Genomic DNA, 18,274 nt, shown 5'->3' with positions numbered 1-18,274 from the left:
TTTCTATTTAAGAAAATGTACTATAGTTTGTCTCGTACATACATGGACTAAGCCGACAACAATGAGAGTCGGCTTATCATAATTTAATGCTTAGGAGCAAAAAAATGGTACTAGTAGGTCGTCAAGCCCCTGATTTTACTGCTGCTGCGGTACTTGGTAACGGTGAAATCGTTGATACATTCAACTTCAAAGAATTCACTAAAGGTAAGAAAGCAGTTGTATTCTTCTACCCTCTAGATTTCACTTTCGTTTGCCCATCTGAATTGATCGCATTCGACAAGCGTTTTGAAGACTTCCAAGCGAAAGGCGTTGAAGTGATCGGTGTTTCTATCGATTCTCAATTCTCTCACAACGCATGGCGTAACACTGCTATCGCTGATGGCGGTATCGGTCAAGTTAAATACCCTCTAGTTGCTGACGTTAAGCACGAAATCGTAAAAGCTTACGATGTTGAGCACCCAGAAGCTGGTGTTGCTTTCCGTGGTTCTTTCCTAATCGACGAAGACGGTCTAGTACGTCACCAAGTTGTTAACGACCTACCACTAGGCCGTAACATCGACGAAATGCTACGCATGGTTGACGCACTAAACTTCCACCAAAAACACGGTGAAGTTTGCCCAGCACAATGGGAAGAAGGCAAAGCAGGTATGGACGCATCTCCTAAAGGTGTTGCAGCATTCCTATCTGAGCACTCAGACGATTTAGGCAAAAAGTAATCACTTCTTAGCCCGCGCTCAACTCGGGTTAATGGTTGGACAATATATAAAGCGATAACGCACCGCCAATCAGTTAAGAAGTAAAGTCTTGTAAAAGCTCAAAGCATCCGCTTTGAGCTTTTTTATTTATAGCCGTTAATTGGCATCGAACACGAACACGCCCAACCATCCATGGCGCTCCGATGTGCCTTCCATGGCACATAGGGTTCGTTTATCGATACCAATGACAGCTTTACCGATTGCAAGCAATGAATTTACTGCTATTTGGTATACACTTATCCCCATATCAAACAGCTGCGAGTCCATCATGAACTACAACATCGAAGTGTGTATCGACAATCTAGAATCTCTACATTTAGCGATCGAAGGCGGTGCCAACCGTATCGAACTTTGCTCTTCTTTGGCTTTAGGTGGACTCACACCAAGTTTTGGCATGATGAAGCAAGCTGCGAGAATTTCGTCTATTCCTGTTTATGCCATGATCCGCCCTCGCCAAGGCGATTTCCTTTACGATGAAGACGATATGGAGTCCATGTTGTATGACATTGATTCGGCGGCTGAAGCGGGCTTACAAGGCATCGTGTTTGGCATTCTTACCGCTGAAGGAAAAGTTGATATTCAGAAATGCGCCAGAATCGTCAATCACGCCAAACTCAATGGATTAGGTGTGACTTTTCATCGCGCCATCGATCAATGCCAAGACTATCGCCAAGCATTAGAAGACATCATCGAACTCGGCTGTGAGCGAGTACTAACTTCAGGTCTCGCCAGCAATGCATTAGCGGGGGCAGATGTCATTGCCGACATGGTAAAGCTTTCGGACTGGCGTTTATCCATTATGGCGGGAGCCGGTGTATCAAGTGACAACGTGGAAGCCATTGTCACTCAAACCTTGGTTAAAGAAGTGCACTTATCCGGAAAATCAACGCGAGCAAGCCACATGACGTTGGTGGCAAACAGCGCCAAAATGGGCAATCAAAACCTCGATGACTTCATCGTCCCTGTGACGAATCCAGAAGCCATTCGCAAAGTCGCAGAAATTGTAAAATCGCTTATGTAATGATTATTCGCGTTGGGTTTTAACGTAACGCATCATCAATAGACTGTTCGCCCAAGTGGCGAACGTCTTTGCCTTTAACAAAGTAGATGATGTATTCACAGATATTCTGGCAACGATCGCCAACACGCTCAATCGCACGAGCTGACCACATCACTTGCAAAATATGCGGTATGTTTTTCGGGTCTTCCATCATATAAGTCATCAACTGACGAATCACAGATTCGTACTCTTTATCTAACTTATCGTCCAGCTTATACACTTCTGCTGCGGCTTCCACATCCATACGGGCAAAGGCATCCAAGACTTTGTGCAGCATGGCTACGGCACTACGACATAGCGGTTCTAGAGACACCTGAAAGTGACTCTCTTTAGAGGAAGGGCTTTCAATTGCCACATAGGCCATCTTGGTTGCAACATCACCGATACGTTCGAGATCAGTAATGGTTTTGATGATCGCCATAATCAAACGCAGATCTTTTGCCGCAGGCTGACGCTTAGCGATAATGCGAGTGCATGCTTCATCAATCGATACTTCCATTGCATTCACTTTGTGATCATCACGCACCACTTTTCTTGCAAGCTCAATATCCTGCTTATTCACCGCTTGCATCGCAAACGAAAGCTGCTGCTCAACCAATCCACCCATGGTTAATACATGCGTACGAATGGATTCAAGCTCAACGTTGAATTGACCAGAGATGTGGCGACCTAACTGCATGATGGTTCCTTAACTCGCAAAGTTCTTCTGCAAAAACTTCTTTTGTTCGTTTATCCGTATCGACCAGTAATGTAGTCTTCGGTTTTCTTTTTCAATGGCGAAGTAAAAATAGAGTCCGTATCTGAGTACTCGATCAATTTTCCCATATGAATAAAGGCGGTATGGTCACTCACCCTTGCTGCTTGTTGCATATTATGAGTAACAATCACAACCGTATATTTGTTTTTCAGCTCGTGGATCAGTTCTTCGATCGTCAGGGTCGAAATAGGGTCAAGAGCTGATGTCGGTTCATCCAGCAATAGCACTTCAGGTTCAATAGCAATCGCGCGAGCAATCACCAAACGCTGCTGCTGACCACCAGATAAGCCAAACGCATTTTCGTGCAGACGATGTTTTACTTCGTCCCACAGTGCCGCGGCTCGCAGAGAACGCTCCACCGCATCATCTAACGCTCGGCTGTTCTTTATTCCCTGTAAACGTAGACCGTAAACCACGTTCTCGTAAATAGATTTAGGAAACGGATTGGGGCGCTGAAATACCATGCCCACTCGACGTCTGAGTGTGGCAACATCCACATCCGGGTGATAAACGTTTTTGCCATGCAGCTTGATTTCACCTTCTACACGACACGCTTCCACTAAGTCGTTCATACGGTTGATACAACGCAGCAAGGTCGACTTACCACAACCAGAAGGACCGATAAACGCCGTCACTTGTCCTTTAGGAATGCGCATGGAGATATCGCTCAACGCTTTTGTCTGACCATAGAAAAGGCTCAAACCTTCAATTGAAATTGAGGTTTGCTGGTCAGTTAGATTGTTGACATCCAACGGAGCTTGATAGCCCAAAGTTTGATTAACAGAAAACATGCTTAATCTTGTCCTAAAGTACGATATTTCTCGCGCAAATTATTACGAATGCTGATGGCGGTTAAGTTCAAAGCCACAATAACAGTGACGAGCAAAAATGACGTTGCATAAACCAAAGGGCGCGCAGTTTCGATATTAGTGGTTTGAAAACCCACGTCATAAATATGAAAGCCCAAATGCATAAACTTACGTTCCAAATGAACATAAGGGAACTCTGCGTCCACTGGCAAGCTTGAGGCTATTTTTACCACACCCACCAGCATCAATGGTGCAACCTCTCCCGCAGCACGGGCTATCGCTAATATCAGTCCTGTAATCATAGCAGGGCTAGCCATAGGCAGAACAATTCGCCAAATGGTTTCAAACTGTGTTGCGCCCAATGCTAATGAGCCGTGGCGTACCGAATTCGGAATACGGGTTAACCCTTCTTCAGTAGTGACAATCACCACAGGCAGCGTTAATACTGCCAATGTCAACGCTGACCATAACAAACCCGGCGTGCCAAAGGTAGGGGCTGGTAAACGCTCTGCATAGAACACGCTATCGATAGATGAACCTATGGTGTAAACAAAAAAGCCTAAACCAAATACGCCATAAACGATCGACGGTACACCGGCCAAGTTGATGACTGCTACGCGAATAATGCGGGTAAAGGTATTGTCTTTAGCGTATTCATGCAGATAAACCGCAGCAACTACACCAAGAGGCATCACGATAACCGACATCAGCAACACCAAAAAGACAGTGCCAAAGATTGCAGGGAACACACCGCCTTCGGAGTTAGATTCGCGAGGATTTTCAGATAAAAACGCCCAAACCTGTTTCGACCACTGGGACAATTTTTCCAGTGTATTCATATCATTCGGATACCAGATATCCAGAATATGACTCACTGGAATTCTCACCCGAGTTCCTGCCATGTCTTCAACAATTAGAGTTTGCTGACCTAACTGAGTTCTCAGTAAATCCAGATGTTCTTCAGCTTGTTTACGTTTTTCATCCAGAACTTGCTTTTGTTGCTGATAGGCAACCTGATATTCATCGGTTAACTTACCATTGAGCTCTAAACGTCTTCTCTCCAGTCTCAACTTTTCTGAAGCACTGCTGACAACCCGAATCTCTTGTTCAATAACTGTATCGATCTGCTCACGCAGCGTCGTCACTTCTTGCAATCCTCGCTCAAGAAGCGTTGAAATATAAGCACTACTCTCACCATCGGCTTTTTCAAACCCGACAGGCTTACCAAAGAACTGCCCATCACGAGTACGCTCAATTACCGCCCACCCCGTTGGCTTTTCAGGTGCAGAAACGTTGTCTGCCAGCAGTGAAATAAAATCCGCCTGATAGAGGTCTCGGTTTGCAACTTTAATGCTTAAGCGCTCTGCGGTTCCCTCTTCCAAAGCTTCGGCTGACAGAGTGATATTCATCTCTTTCAAATGGCTGACAGGCACACTTTCAGAAGCGTATAGCTGCCCGACGATCACTTTGTTAGGCTCTGCTAAGTTGTGCCATTGATACAGAGGTGCAGGCCAGAAATAGGTTAATCCTTTCCAGCCGATCAACAGCAATAATCCAAGAACCGAGATCAAACTTAGGCTCACTGCACCGCCAGTAAGCCATATCCAAGGAGAGCCCGATTTAAACCACTTCAATAACGACATTTAGCTATCCAACCCGTTACAGTGAACGATAACGAGCACGAAGACGCTGACGAACCCACTCAGCGATCGAGTTCACTGCAAATGTAAACACAAATAAAAGCAATGCAGCCAAGAACAGAATTCTAAAATGCGAACTGCCTACTTCGGATTCCGGAAGCTCTACCGCTATGGTCGCAGACAAAGTACGCATGCCTTCCAGAATATTCCAATCCATAATTGGTGTGTTACCTGTTGCCATCAAGACGATCATCGTCTCACCCACAGCTCGACCTAAGCCCATCATAATGGCCGAGAAAATACCCGGACTCGCGGTTAACAACACAACATTCATTAACGTCTGCCATGCCGTTGCGCCTAAAGCTAACGAACCGTCAGATAGGTGTTTGGGCACAGAGAAAATCGCATCTTCCGCAATAGTAAATATGGTCGGGATCACCGCAAAGCCCATAGCAAAACCAACCACCAGCGCATTTCTCTGATCGAAATCGATACCGTGTGACGCTAATAGTAAACGCACATCGCCATCAAACAACCACATCTCGATTTCATTGGTAAACGATAAGATCAAAGCAACAAAAGCAATCAGCAGAGGGATCAATATTAATGAGTGCCAGCCATTGGCTTTGCGCATTATTGAACGCGGCAACCATGACCAAACCAGCCCCACAGTAAAGATAGCGACAGGTAATAGAACAAACAATGCAGTGATAGACGCCAGATTCGTCTCAACAATCGGTGCAAACCATAGCCCAGCTAAAAAACCGATAATCACAGTAGGCAAAGCTTCCATCAACTCAATGGTTGGCTTAACGACGCGGCGCATTTTCGGCGCCATAAAATACGCAGTATAAATAGCCCCCAAAACAGCAATTGGCACAGCAAACAACATGGCATAAAACGCTGCTTTCAATGTACCGAATGCGATAGGCACCAAACTAAATTTGGCTTCAAAATCATCACCACCGGATGTCGACTGCCATACGTACTGAGGCTCTGGGTAACTCTCGTACCACACTTTCTGCCACAACGATGAAAATGATACTTCCGGATAGCCGTTATCCACCTCAGCGACACTGATAATGCCATCAGAATAAGTCGCCAAATAACGCTCGTTATCTGACATCGCAGCCAATGTCGGCGCTTTGGAATAAGCACGTTCAAAGATCACCAGCTTTTCACTGGTGGTGTAGTGACTTTGAACCGAACCGTTTTTATAAAAACTGTAGAAACCTTTGCGATAGGTATCGGGCAGTAGCATGGTCATTTCTGATGCCAACTTAAACTCGCGAATATGCGTAAGCTTACGCTCGCCCTCTTGTGAATCTGTTGAATGCAAAACATCAAACCACTGAGAGACCAAACCGTCGCTGTGGGAAACCAATAGAGAATGAGCACCGGACAGAAGCGTAATGGCGGTTACTTGGTGTTTACTATCACCAAGGCTCAAATCAACAACTTCACGAATGTGAAAACGAACCCCATCACGAAGCGCCACCACAAGGTCTGTGCCTGAGCGGATGTACAAGGTCTTCGCATCCGGCGTCAGTACCAATTGGTCGACTTTGCCAAACTGAGTCGGGAAGCGAAATTCTCCTTGCTGATTTTGCGCAGAAGTATCCACCCAACGAACCAACACAGAGCTGTCATCAAGATAGCTGGCAAACACCGCCTCCTCGTCAGTGACCGCAAAGCTGAATTGCTTAACCGTTGAGCCTTGAGGAGAAAGCTTAAAGTTTTTAGGCAAGGACAGATGTTCAAGTTCGGGCGTAAAACCTCGCCCTTGTTTGGTCATTGAATAAAGAAATTGGGGACGAACCACAACCACATTACGTTCGCTATCCGCCATAGCAAACCAGCCAGAATCTCGCGTTGCTGTAGCAAACACAGTCGGTTTTATGTTGAGGTGTTCAATCCAGATCGGAGAACTTTTCTCGTGGTTAAGCAACCAAAATTCGGCGCTCGCATCTTTGTCGCTTTCGTTTGAACGAACAATAAAACCACGCTCGCCATATTCATCAATAGCCAGATACTGAGGTGCAGAAGCCGAAATAGGCTGACTGGCAAAATTAGGTTCCAACTTTGAATCTGAAAACAGAGGAAGAACGACCATACCAAGGTAGATAAAGATCAGTACCAAAGCCCCAAGCACACTGACGCCACCGCATGTCACTGCAAGACGAACCAAACGATCTTTGATTAATCGTTTCTGATCTCGTTCTTTCAATGAAAATGTGCTTTGAACCATTTAAAAATCTACCCAATTTGCCAGAATGTCATAGTATGTCGTTTAGGTGACAATTATATTACAAAGCGCATTAAACAACTGAAAATAAAACAACTCTAAGAACAAAAATACTCACTGCAATAAAAATGTCACATTGGAGCAATATTTTGCATGAGTTAGCTACCATAGTTAACGACCACAGTTATCAACGTCAAAGAACTAGTCAGTAGGTGTATCATGAGTACGGATAAGCTGTATATCGACAAGGAACTGAGTTGGCTTTCATTTAACGAACGTGTATTGCAAGAAGCCGCAGATAAAACCGTACCCCTTATCGAGCGCATTCGATTTTTAGGCATTTTTTCCAACAACTTAGATGAGTTTTATAAGGTGCGATTTGCGGATGTAAAACGCATGATCCTCATCAACCGCGAACGTGGTGGCAGCGATGAATCCAAACATCTGCTGTCGCAAATGCAAACCAAAGCCTACAAACTCAACCAAGATTTTGATCAGCTCTACAGTGATCTGATCTTAGAAATGGCAAGACGACGCATTTTTCTGGTTAATGAGACCCAACTTGATGAAGCTCAGCAACGTTGGATAACCAAGTATTTCCAGAAAGAAGTACTTCCTCATATCACTCCCCTGCTGATGCGTGACGACATTGACGTTCTTCAATTCCTGAAAGACGAGTACGCCTATATCACTGTTGAGCTTAAAAAAGGTGACCACTGCCAATATGCGCTGATCGAAATACCAACCGATCACCTGCCTCGCTTTGTCATGGTGCCAGAGCAAAAAGGCAAACGCCGTAAAACTATTATCTTGCTCGACAACATCATTCGTTACTGTCTCGAGAGTATTTTTCAGGGCTTTTTCGATTACGACAGTATCGCGGGCTACTCAATGAAGATGACTCGTGATGCCGAATACGACTTAGGACACGAAGTTGAATACAGCTTATTGGAGCAGATGTCTGAAAGTTTGAGCCAGCGTATCACCGCAATGCCCGTTCGTTTTGTTTATGAACGTGAAATGCCAGAAGAAATGCTGCGATTCTTATGCGATAAGTTGAAAATTTCCCACTATGACAGCTTGTTGCCGGGCAGCCGCTACCACAACTTTAAAGACTTCATTGGTTTTCCAAACTTTGGTCGTGATTACTTAGAAAACAGACCGTTACCACCGCTAAGTTGCGCTGACTTCGATGGTTACCCAAACTCGTTTGAAGCAATCAAAGCCAAAGACATTTTGCTTCACTATCCGTATCACAGCTTTGACCACATTACCGAATTGGTGAGACAAGCGTCTTTTGACCCGAAAGTCATCAGTATCAAAATTAACGTTTATCGCGTAGCAAAAGATTCACGCTTGATGAACTCATTAATCGATGCCGTTCATAACGGTAAACGTGTAGTTGTGGTGGTAGAACTGCAAGCGCGTTTTGACGAAGAAGCCAATATTGAATGGTCACGAATTCTGACCGAAGCTGGCGTGCACGTTATCTTTGGTGCCCCAGGGATGAAGATTCACGCCAAGTTGTTGCTTATTACACGTAAAGAAGACGACAACTTTGTCCGTTACGCGCATATCGGTACAGGTAACTTCCACGAGAAGACGGCCCGTATTTATACCGACTTCTCTCTGCTGACCGCCGATGAGGAGCTGACAACGGAAGTTCGCAGCGTTTTCAACTACATTGAAAACCCATTCCGTCCAGTTAAATTTAACCATTTGATTGTCTCACCGAGAAACTCGCGAACCCGTTTATACCGTTTGATAGACAGCGAAATCGCGAATGCCAAAGCAGGTAAAAAAGCGGCTATCACCATTAAGCTCAACAACCTTGTCGATAAAGGTCTGATTAACAAACTTTATGGCGCCAGTGCAGCAGGAGTGAAAGTCAGAATGATCATCCGAGGCATGTGTTCACTGGTTCCGGGTGTTGAAGGGGTAAGTGACAACATTGAAGTGATCAGTATCGTTGACCGTTTCTTGGAGCACCCGCGTGTGTTTATGACCCACAATGATGGCGATCCACAAATCTATATCTCTTCCGCTGACTGGATGACACGTAACATCGATTACCGTATCGAAGTTACCGCGCCTATTCGTGATGAGCGTTTGAAGAAAAAAATCATCGATATATTAAACATTCAGTTTACAGATACGGTAAAAGCGCGTGTTATAGATAAAGAGATGAGTAACAGCTATGTGAAACGTGGTAATCGTAAAAAAATACGTTCTCAAATAGCGATTTATGACTATCTTAAAAATGTAGAAAAACAGACACGTAAACAAGGGGCTATAGCCCATCAAGAGTAAGTTACCGCCTATGAACCAACCCATTTCAAGCCGTGAAATTGCCGCCATTGATTTAGGCTCAAACAGTTTCCATATGGTCGTTGCTAAAGTCGTCGATCAAGATTTACAACTTATCAGCCGTCATAAGCAGCGGGTTCGTTTGGCATCTGGGTTGGATTCTCTCGGTAATCTTGATAATCCGTCAATTGAACGCGGTCTTGAGTGTTTAGCCATGTTCGCAGAACGAATTCAGGGCTTTGAGCCTGAGAATGTTCGCATTGCGGCAACCCACACACTACGCCGCGCCAACAACGCACACATTTTTATCCAGCGTGCTCGTGAAGTGATGCCTTTTCCTATCGAGATCATTCCCGGTAGTGAAGAGGCTCGTCTGATTTATCTCGGCGTTGCTCACACTCAGCCTCAGTCTGATTCGATGCTGGTGGTCGATATCGGCGGTGGCAGTACTGAGATGATCATCGGCAAAGGTTTTGAAGCTGAGCTGGTCAACAGTAAACAGATGGGCTGTGTGAGTTACACCCACCAGCATTTTGCCAATGGCAAACTGTCGAAGAAAAACTTTGCACAAGCCATTTTAGCCGCCGAGCAAAAACTGGAGTCTATGGCTTCTAAGTATCGTAAGAAAGGCTGGCAAAGTGCGTTTGGTTCTTCAGGTACCATTAAAGCGATTCACGAAGTTCTAATTGGCTTGGGCGACGAAGACGGCATTATTACACCTGATAGATTAAACAAGTTGATCGACAAGCTGTGCGAATGGAACAAGATTGATGATATTGATTTGCCGACTCTGACCGATGATCGCAAGCCGGTATTTGCTGCGGGTGTGGCGATTCTGTCTGCGATATTTAAAGATCTTCATATCAAAGAGATGCACTTTTCCGACGGCGCATTGCGCGAAGGTCTGCTTTACGAAATGGAAGATCGCTTTAAGTATTCCGATATTCGTCTACGCACCACAGAGAATCTTGCGGCTAAACACTTAGTAGACCTTGAACATGCCGCTCAGGTAAAAGGCTACGCACGCGATTTTCTCGACAACGTATCCTCTGAACTCGGCTTAAAAGCAGGCAGCGAATTGTTTGACCTACTGGAATGGAGCGCACTGCTTCACGAAGTGGGCTTGAGCATCAGCTTACAAGCATTCCATCGTCACTCTGCTTATATCCTGCGTCATACCAACATGCCGGGCTTTAACAGTGAGCAACAACTGGTGCTTTCAACCTTGGTTCGTTTCCAACGCAAAGCGTTAAAGCTCAATGAAATGACCGACTTTTCTCTGTTTAAGAAGAAACACATTACTGGTCTGATTCGTGTTTTACGTCTGGCAATTTTAGTCAACGGACAACGTAATGATGATCCATTACCAGAACTCACCTTAAGCGCCAAAGATGATGAATGGACATTAAGCTGTGTAGATAAAGACTGGCTGGAGAACAACAAACTGTTGCATGCCGATTTACTCACAGAACAAGAGTATTGGCGTGCCGTCGGTTGGGAGCTGAAATTCTAATTTTGCCCGTTCATTAAAAAGCCTCGAATCACGACGAGGCTTTTTTGTCCCTTACTCAATCCCTACTTTCTGCAACTCTTGACTGGCGATTTCAGCAGAAATCGGCACATAACCGTCTTTTGCTACTAGGCTTTGCCCTTGTTTGGAGAAGATAAATCGGATGAACTCTCGCTGAATTGGCGTTAAATCACGCAGCGGATTTTTGTTTACATAAACAAACAAATAGCGGGAAAGTGGATACTGACCGGAAAGGATATTCTCGTGGGTCGGCAATACATAATCGGTACCGGATTTGGCAATCGGCAGAAGTTTCACGCCCGACACCTGATAGCCGACACCAGAATAGCCAATGGTGTTAATTGATGATGCCACCGACTGAACCACCGAAGCCGAACCCGGTTGTTCGTTCACATTGCGTTTGAAATCACCGCCGCAAAGCGCATTCTGCTTAAAGTAACCATACGTACCGGATACTGAGTTGCGCCCAAACATCTGTATGCCACGTTTTGCCCAGTCATAGCTCAGCCCCAGATCTTGCCAAGTTTTCGATGACTTAGTGGCTCCACAGCGCAGTGTTTCAGAAAAAATGCTGTCTAGCTGGCTGAAGTTAAGTCCTTCAATCGGATTATCACGATGGACAAAAACACCAATAGCATCAATCGCGACACGCAGCTCTGTGGGTTTGTAGCCGTAAGCGCGCTCAAAGGCTTCAATTTCTCTCATGCGCATTGGTCGGCTCATTGGACCAAATTGCGCAGTACCTTCCGTTAACGCAGGTGGAGCAGTGGCGGAACCGGATGCCTGAACCTGAGAATCGACGTTCGGATAAAGCGTTTGAAATTCTTCGACCCACAGCGTTGTCATACCCGCAAGCGTGTCTGAGCCTACCGACAGCAAACTGCCAGCAACACCCGATGTTTTGGTATAGTCCTGTAACTCCTCAACCGCATAAGCCATCTGAGCAAGCATTAAGGATGCAGCAATACAACACTGACTGAGTTTTATCATCGTACGACCAAACGTTTTGGCAGAACAAAAGAGAACTTACTTCCCTTGCCTACTTCACTTTCGATATCAAGGTGCGAATCATGATGTGATAGTGCGTGTTTTACAATAGCCAAGCCCAGACCACTGCCGCCGGTATCACGAGAACGGGCTTTATCTACGCGGTAAAAACGTTCTGTTAAACGATGTAAGTGCTGAGGCTCAATACCATCGCCCTTATCTTCGACTTCCAGACAAGCACCTTGCAGGCTTTGATACCAACGGACATAAATTTCGGCACCCGGAGGCGTGTATTTCACCGCATTGTAAACAAGGTTAGAGATCGCACTGCGCAACTGATCTTCGTCCGCCAGCACTTTAAGATTTTTATCCACTTCAAAAGTGAGCTTGTGTTCGTCACTACCGCTGAGACTGATGGCTTCTTTTTCCAGAATTTCCAGCATGCTAGGTACGTTAACCACTTCTTCAAGCTCGTGCATCGGTGCAGCTTCGATTTTCGACAAAGTCAGAAGCTGATTGACCAAACTGTTCATGCGGTTAAGCTGCTCGGTCATCACACCATGCGCCTTGCCCCACATCGGCCCAGACAGGACTTCTGGGTCTTCAGTCATTTCCAAATAGCCCTGTAGCACTGTCATTGGAGTGCGGAGCTCATGAGAAACGTTGGCAAAGAAGTTACGGCGCATACCTTCTAGCTGTTTAATCTGGGTAACATCACGAACCACCATCAAATGCTCACCTTCGGTATAAGGCACGATACGCAGTTCGAGCATACGTTCTACGTTGAGTGGTGAGCGCATTTCCAGCGGCTCGGAAAAATCATCTTTTTGCAGATACTTGATGAAATCCGGCGTACGAATCAAATTGGAAATCGGCTGACCAGAATCATCAGGCCAGCGAAAGCCGAGCAAGTGTTGAGCTAAGCGGTTACACCATACAATGTTTCCTTCGCTACGAAAAACCACTACCGCATCGGGTAATGATTCTGCACCGTTACGGAAACGGCGAATCAGGTTAGTCAGCTCTTTGCGTTTTTTGCGTTGGCGTTGTTGTAGTCGGTAAATACCGTTAAACAAAGACTCCCAGTTACCAGAACCAGAAGGTGGCGTCAGGCGTTTCTCATCCCATAACCATGCCGATAAACGCAACTGGTTATGCAGATGCCAGACAAGCTGAATCGCCGTTGCTGCTAGTAGCAACCACGGCATATATCCAAAAATCCATCCAACCACTATCCATGGAAGGTAAAAAAAAGCCAGCTCCCAAGCCAGCTTTTTCCAAGTCAATCGTTCAACCATAATCTCTCGAACTTGATCCTTTTAAGCCTTTTATTTTTCAAGGCTGGCGCTTATAAGCCTAGCTCTTTACGCTTTCGTTGAGAAGCGGTAGCCAGCACCACGAACCGTTTGAATCAACTTATCGTGCCCAGCATCTTCAAGGGCTTTGCGCAATCGACGAATGTGTACATCAACGGTACGATCTTCCACATACACATTGGTGCCCCAAACGTTATTCAATAGTTGCTCACGACTGTACACACGCTCTTGGTGAGTCATAAAGAAGTGCAGCATTTTAAACTCAGTTGGCCCCATATCTAACGGGACATCGTTGGCTGTCACTCGGTGTGAAACTGGGTCTAACTTCAGACCTTGCACATCAATCAGCTCTTCCAATGCGGTTGGTGTGACTCGGCGGATCACCGCCTTCAAACGAGCGACAAGTTCTTTCGGTGAGAAAGGTTTGGTGATGTAGTCATCAGCACCCACTTCTAAGCCGCGAACTTTATCTTCTTCTTCACCACGAGCAGTCAGCATAACAACCGGAATATTACGAGTCAGCTCTTCACGCTTCATGTGTTTGATAAAGTTAATGCCACTACCACCAGGTAGCATCCAATCAAGTAGAACAAGATCAGGGAAGGGTTCAGCTAACTTCTCTACCGCAGTGTCGTAATCTTCTGCTTCCACTGCTTGGTAGCCTTTCTGTTCAAGAACAAAGCAAAGCATCTCTCGGATTGGCGCTTCGTCTTCAACAACTAGAATCCTTCTAGACATATTTGAATAACCTTTATATTTAATCAACGCTTTGCATTATGAAAAATGAATATGACACTTTTGTGACTATTGCAAACAATTTTTAATATAAGTTTCTTATCTTGTTCATGGTTTTATATTACTTGGCATAAGTTGATAATTTTTGTGTTTCGCCTAAGACATTGACGGGGAAATCCCCTATCATGTTGGCCTTTCGAACAAGGAAAAGAAAAGATATGTGGTTTAAAAACTGTATGGCTTATCGTGTTAATCGCGAAGTCAATTTCAACGCCGATCAGCTAGAAAAACAACTGGCAGAGTTCCGTTTCACGCCATGTGGCAGCCAAGACAAACAGAAATTTGGCTGGGTTCACGCACTGGGCAAACACGGCGACATGATGACTCACGTTAGCGAAGACCGCATTCTCATCTGCGCCAAGAAAGAAGAAAAAATGCTACCCGCTTCAGTGATTAAAGACTCTCTTAACGAGAAAGTCGCATTGATGGAAGCGGAAGAAGGTCGCCCGCTGAAGAAAACAGAAAAAGACAACATCAAAGATGACATCATTGTTGATCTTCTTCCTCGTGCCTTTAGCCGCAGCCATCTAACTTACGTTCTGATCATGCCAAAAGAAGGTCTGATTCTTGTTGACGCAAGCAGCTATAAGAAAGCGGAAGATGTACTAGCACTACTACGTAAGAGTATGGGCAGCCTGCCTGTGGTTCCTGCCATTCCTGAAGTGGCAGTAGAAACAACTCTTACTGAGTGGGTGAAAGACGGTAACTTGCCGCAGGGTTTCCAGTTGCTTGATGAAGCCGAACTGAAATCGTTCTTAGATGACGGCGCAGTAATTCGTTGTAAGAAACAAGAGCTGACCAGTGATGAAATTCTAAGCCATATTCAGGCGAATAAAGTGGTCACTAAACTCGCCCTAAGCTGGCAAGATCGTTTGAGCTTTGTGTTAGCTGAAGATTGCAGCATTAAACGCATTCAGTACAGCGACGAGCTTAAAGATCAAAACGAAGATATTCCTCGTGAAGATCAAGCAGCTCGCCTAGATGCTGACTTATCTCTACTGTGCGGTGAATTCTCAGCATTTCTACCAAATCTGTTTGAAGTGCTTGGTGGTCTTCCACAAGCTGACGCTTAATTTCTTCATTTCTGACTCTGCCTTCGCGGAGTCAGTTTTTCCCTACTTTTCTTCCCCTTCTATTCTTAATCTTTACTAGGCACAGCTCACGTTTTGACGTAAAATTTGCGCCCCTTCCAATACCATCAGGTGGTATTGGCCTGACTTGTGATCAGATTGAGAAACAAACAATGACAACTGAAAATACTTTTGTACCAGAGCTATTATCTCCAGCGGGTAGCCTTAAGAACATGCGTTACGCATTCGCATACGGTGCTGATGCAGTTTATGCTGGCCAACCTCGTTACAGCCTGCGCGTACGTAACAATGAGTTCAACCACGAAAACCTACAGATCGGTATTAACGAAGCTCATGCTCTAGGTAAAAAGTTCTACGTGGTATGCAACATTCAACCGCATAACTCAAAGCTAAAAACCTTCATCCGTGACCTTAAACCTGTAATCGATATGGGCCCAGATGCTCTAATCATGTCTGATCCGGGTCTTATCATGATGGTTCGTGAAGCGTTCCCAGAAATGGCTATTCACCTTTCTGTTCAAGCAAACGCGGTTAACTGGGCAACAGTTAAATTCTGGTCAACGCAAGGCGTTGAGCGTGTCATTCTTTCTCGTGAACTATCTCTAGAAGAAATTGAAGAAATTCGCGAACAGTGCCCTGAAATGGAAATTGAGATTTTCGTACACGGCGCTCTTTGCATGGCTTATTCTGGCCGCTGCCTACTTTCAGGTTACATCAACAAACGTGACCCGAACCAAGGTACTTGTACTAACGCTTGTCGTTGGGAATACAAAGTAGAAAAAGGCAAAGAAGACGAAGCCGGTCAAATCGTAGAAGAGTTTGATCCAAATGCTGCACAAGCAATTGAAGTTCAGGAAGAACGTCCTGATAACACTCTCGGTTTGGGCAAACCTTCTGATGAAGTTGTGCTTCTTTCTGAAGCTCACCGTCCAGAAGAAAAAATGGCGGCTTACGAAGATGAGCACGGCACTTACATCATGAACTCAAAAGATCTACGTGCAGTTCAACACGTAGAGCGTTTGACTAAGATGGGCGTTCACTCATTGAAGATCGAAGGTCGTACTAAGTCTTTCTACTACTGTGCTCGTACAGCTCAGGTATACCGTAAAGCGATCGATGACGCAGTTGCAGGTAAACCATTTGATGATAGCTTGATGAATACTCTGGAAAGCCTAGCTCACCGTGGCTACACAGAAGGCTTCCTACGTCGTCACACTCACGATGCATACCAAAACTACGACTACGGCTACTCAGTGTCTGATGCTCAACAGTTCGTTGGTGAGTTTACAGGTAAGCGCCGTGGCGATATGGCTGAAGTAGAAGTTAAGAACAAATTCATGCTTGGCGACAGCCTAGAACTGATGACGCCAAAAGGAAACGTTGTATTCACTCTTGAAGCAATGGAAAACCGTAAAGCTGAAGCGGTTGATGACGCAAAAGGCAACGGTCACTTTGTTTATATCCCAGTGCCTCAAGACATGGATCTTAACTACGCGCTACTGATGCGTAACCTGAATGCTGGACAAGATACTCGTAACCCAGTAGGCAAGTAACCATGGCGTTATTGATCACAAAGAAATGCACTAACTGTGACATGTGTGAGCCTGAGTGTCCTAACGGAGCTATCTCTATGGGTGACAATATCTATGAGATCAATCCGAACCTCTGTACAGAGTGTAAAGGACACTACGAGATTCCGACATGTCAGTCTGTATGCCCGATAACCAACTGTATCGTGACGGATCCGGAGCATGTAGAAACGGAAGAAGAGTTGCTTGAGAAGTTTGTGATTATTCAGGGATTAGCGTAATCGCTCTCTAAACACTTTAAAACGAAGCCCAGTCAGTGACTGGGCTTTTTTGTTGCGTTCTAATCTCTATTATTTCTGAGCTAGACCTTTGTCATTCAGATAACCAAGCATATACGGTCTCGATTCCTGACTCAGCTTAGCAGTGATTTGATCCGACCAACCTTGTTGTTTCACATTGCTCGAACGACTTTGATAGTACTCAATCATCGTCTGATCGTATTCAGCAACCGCACCTTTTTTCAAAGGCTGGTAAGTATTCTCGTGAACAATCACATCAGCCCCTAAACGCGGTTTCAACTGAGGAGCTTGGTCTGGGTGGCCCAGACACATACCAAACAGCACTGCGCTGTATTTCGGTAAGCCCAATAACTCATCCACTTGCTGCGGAGAGTTACGTAGCCCACCAATATAAACACCACCTAGCCCCATTGATTCCGCAGCCAACAAGCAGTTCTGCGCCATAATCCCCGAGTCTACCGCCCCTATCAGCGTTAACTCCATAAACTCAGGCTTTACATTTGGGTTCATTTCATAGTGACGTTGATAGTCGATACAGAACACCAAAAATTCAGCGGCCTGAGCAACGTAATGTTGGTTGCCAGATAGCTCTGCCAGCTTCTGGCGCTTCTCTTTATCGGTTACGCGAATAATAGAAACCACTTGAAGCAAGCTTGAGCTGGAAGCCGCAATTCCTGACTTAATAATGCTGTCTAACTGTTGCTGAGTAATCGGAGTATCTTTAAAAGCACGTATCGAGCGATGATTTAAAATCGTATCAATAACGGAATTCATCAACTTACCCCTTAATAATGCTGAGCATTATCGTAGTAGCCAGCAGGACTTAGAGCGGTGAAGATGACTGCAACATTTGAATCCTGACCAACAATGCCTTTCACTTGTTCGGTCACAATGGCTGCCACTTTATCTTGCACTTCCTGCCCACGATCAAACCACAATACTTCCACGAATGGGTATGCCGCCGTCACCTCTCCTTCTGCATAGAAAGTGGTGTAGATATATTCGAAAGTGAAATCTTCACGAGGAGAATTCATCAAAGACTGAAGTGAATCCGTGAGAGGTTTTGACAAGTTTTGCACCGTTTGAGGTTCTACAGCGCGGAAACGAAAATGTGGCATAACTTACTCCTTCTTTTTGAACATCATAACAGCTT

Annotated in this window: 17 protein-coding genes; 7 read left to right on the top strand and 10 right to left on the bottom strand. The window is 45.2% G+C overall.

The features are described from left to right. The first annotated feature begins 104 nt into the window (after positions 1-104). Complete coding sequence (locus tag AAGA51_RS03140) at positions 105-716, top strand: peroxiredoxin C (protein ID WP_042489622.1); 612 nt, start codon at positions 105-107, stop codon at positions 714-716. A 135-nt stretch (positions 717-851) separates the two neighbouring features. On the opposite strand, the gene AAGA51_RS03135 is transcribed toward AAGA51_RS03140, so the two are convergent. Beyond that, on the bottom strand, positions 852-1,025 hold the full coding sequence (locus AAGA51_RS03135) for a hypothetical protein (protein WP_156102085.1): 174 nt from the start codon (positions 1,023-1,025) through the stop codon (positions 852-854). On the opposite strand from AAGA51_RS03135, the gene AAGA51_RS03130 reads away from it, so the two are divergent. Continuing rightward, positions 1,024-1,776, top strand: a complete 753-nt coding sequence (locus AAGA51_RS03130; protein ID WP_042489620.1) for a copper homeostasis protein CutC — start codon at positions 1,024-1,026, stop codon at positions 1,774-1,776. The two genes, AAGA51_RS03135 and AAGA51_RS03130, sit on opposite strands and share 2 nt — an antisense overlap. Before the next feature lie 19 nt (positions 1,777-1,795). Here AAGA51_RS03130 and phoU read toward each other — a convergent pair whose 3' ends face one another. The 4 genes from phoU to AAGA51_RS03110 are packed head-to-tail and all read right to left on the bottom strand — an operon-like array spanning position 1,796 to position 7,269. Next, positions 1,796-2,494: a phosphate signaling complex protein PhoU gene (gene phoU, locus AAGA51_RS03125; protein WP_042489618.1), complete on the bottom strand. Its 699-nt coding sequence runs from the start codon at positions 2,492-2,494 to the stop codon at positions 1,796-1,798. A 50-nt stretch (positions 2,495-2,544) separates the two neighbouring features. Beyond that, positions 2,545-3,363: a phosphate ABC transporter ATP-binding protein PstB gene (pstB, locus tag AAGA51_RS03120; protein WP_042489616.1), complete on the bottom strand. Its 819-nt coding sequence runs from the start codon at positions 3,361-3,363 to the stop codon at positions 2,545-2,547. A gap of 2 nt (positions 3,364-3,365) precedes the next feature. After that, the gene (pstA, locus tag AAGA51_RS03115; protein ID WP_042489615.1) at positions 3,366-5,024 is read right to left on the bottom strand and encodes a phosphate ABC transporter permease PstA; all 1,659 of its coding nucleotides are present in this window, start codon (positions 5,022-5,024) and stop codon (positions 3,366-3,368) included. 16 nt (positions 5,025-5,040) lie between these two features. Continuing rightward, positions 5,041-7,269 (bottom strand): ABC transporter permease subunit, encoded by a 2,229-nt coding sequence (locus AAGA51_RS03110; RefSeq protein ID WP_042489613.1) that lies wholly within the window; start codon positions 7,267-7,269, stop codon positions 5,041-5,043. Positions 7,270-7,485: 216 nt separating this feature from the next. On the opposite strand from AAGA51_RS03110, the gene ppk1 reads away from it, so the two are divergent. Both ppk1 and ppx read left to right on the top strand, forming a co-directional pair. Then, a complete protein-coding gene (gene ppk1 / locus AAGA51_RS03105; protein WP_042489611.1) occupies positions 7,486-9,576 on the top strand; it encodes a polyphosphate kinase 1 in 2,091 nt (696 codons plus the stop codon). Between the two features lie 10 nt (positions 9,577-9,586). Beyond that, positions 9,587-11,086 (top strand): exopolyphosphatase, encoded by a 1,500-nt coding sequence (ppx, locus tag AAGA51_RS03100; protein WP_042489609.1) that lies wholly within the window; start codon positions 9,587-9,589, stop codon positions 11,084-11,086. A 51-nt stretch (positions 11,087-11,137) separates the two neighbouring features. Here ppx and AAGA51_RS03095 read toward each other — a convergent pair whose 3' ends face one another. The 3 genes from AAGA51_RS03095 to phoB all read right to left on the bottom strand — a co-directional run bounded on the left by AAGA51_RS03095 (position 11,138) and on the right by phoB (position 14,145). Next, entirely contained in the window at positions 11,138-12,055 is a 918-nt protein-coding gene (locus AAGA51_RS03095; RefSeq protein WP_255209414.1) for a PstS family phosphate ABC transporter substrate-binding protein, read from the bottom strand. Between the two features lie 35 nt (positions 12,056-12,090). Beyond that, positions 12,091-13,389 (bottom strand): phosphate regulon sensor histidine kinase PhoR, encoded by a 1,299-nt coding sequence (phoR, locus tag AAGA51_RS03090; protein WP_042489605.1) that lies wholly within the window; start codon positions 13,387-13,389, stop codon positions 12,091-12,093. A gap of 66 nt (positions 13,390-13,455) precedes the next feature. Beyond that, positions 13,456-14,145 (bottom strand): phosphate regulon transcriptional regulator PhoB, encoded by a 690-nt coding sequence (phoB, locus tag AAGA51_RS03085; RefSeq protein ID WP_042489603.1) that lies wholly within the window; start codon positions 14,143-14,145, stop codon positions 13,456-13,458. Positions 14,146-14,360: 215 nt separating this feature from the next. Between phoB and rdgC the strand changes: the two genes are divergently transcribed. The 3 genes from rdgC to AAGA51_RS03070 all read left to right on the top strand — a co-directional run bounded on the left by rdgC (position 14,361) and on the right by AAGA51_RS03070 (position 17,103). Further along, complete coding sequence (rdgC, locus tag AAGA51_RS03080) at positions 14,361-15,275, top strand: recombination-associated protein RdgC (protein ID WP_042489601.1); 915 nt, start codon at positions 14,361-14,363, stop codon at positions 15,273-15,275. A 170-nt stretch (positions 15,276-15,445) separates the two neighbouring features. Beyond that, entirely contained in the window at positions 15,446-16,846 is a 1,401-nt protein-coding gene (yegQ, locus tag AAGA51_RS03075; RefSeq protein ID WP_042489599.1) for a tRNA 5-hydroxyuridine modification protein YegQ, read from the top strand. Between the two features lie 2 nt (positions 16,847-16,848). Then, positions 16,849-17,103, top strand: a complete 255-nt coding sequence (locus tag AAGA51_RS03070) for a YfhL family 4Fe-4S dicluster ferredoxin (RefSeq protein WP_042489597.1) — start codon at positions 16,849-16,851, stop codon at positions 17,101-17,103. 69 nt (positions 17,104-17,172) lie between these two features. Here the strand turns inward: AAGA51_RS03070 and nfsA are convergent, their stop codons facing one another. Then, positions 17,173-17,895 carry an oxygen-insensitive NADPH nitroreductase gene (gene nfsA / locus AAGA51_RS03065; RefSeq protein WP_042489595.1) on the bottom strand — a complete coding sequence of 241 codons (723 nt, stop codon included), beginning with the start codon at positions 17,893-17,895 and terminating at the stop codon, positions 17,173-17,175. An 11-nt stretch (positions 17,896-17,906) separates the two neighbouring features. Further along, entirely contained in the window at positions 17,907-18,239 is a 333-nt protein-coding gene (locus AAGA51_RS03060) for a DUF1904 domain-containing protein (protein ID WP_042489593.1), read from the bottom strand. Positions 18,240-18,274 lie beyond the last annotated feature (35 nt).

Origin of the sequence: Vibrio diazotrophicus, assembly GCF_038452265.1 — a bacterium.
In the GTDB taxonomy this organism is placed as follows: domain Bacteria; phylum Pseudomonadota; class Gammaproteobacteria; order Enterobacterales; family Vibrionaceae; genus Vibrio; species Vibrio diazotrophicus.
The sequence above is the reverse complement of the archived record's forward strand: the minus strand, read 5'-3'. Positions and strand labels throughout refer to the sequence as shown.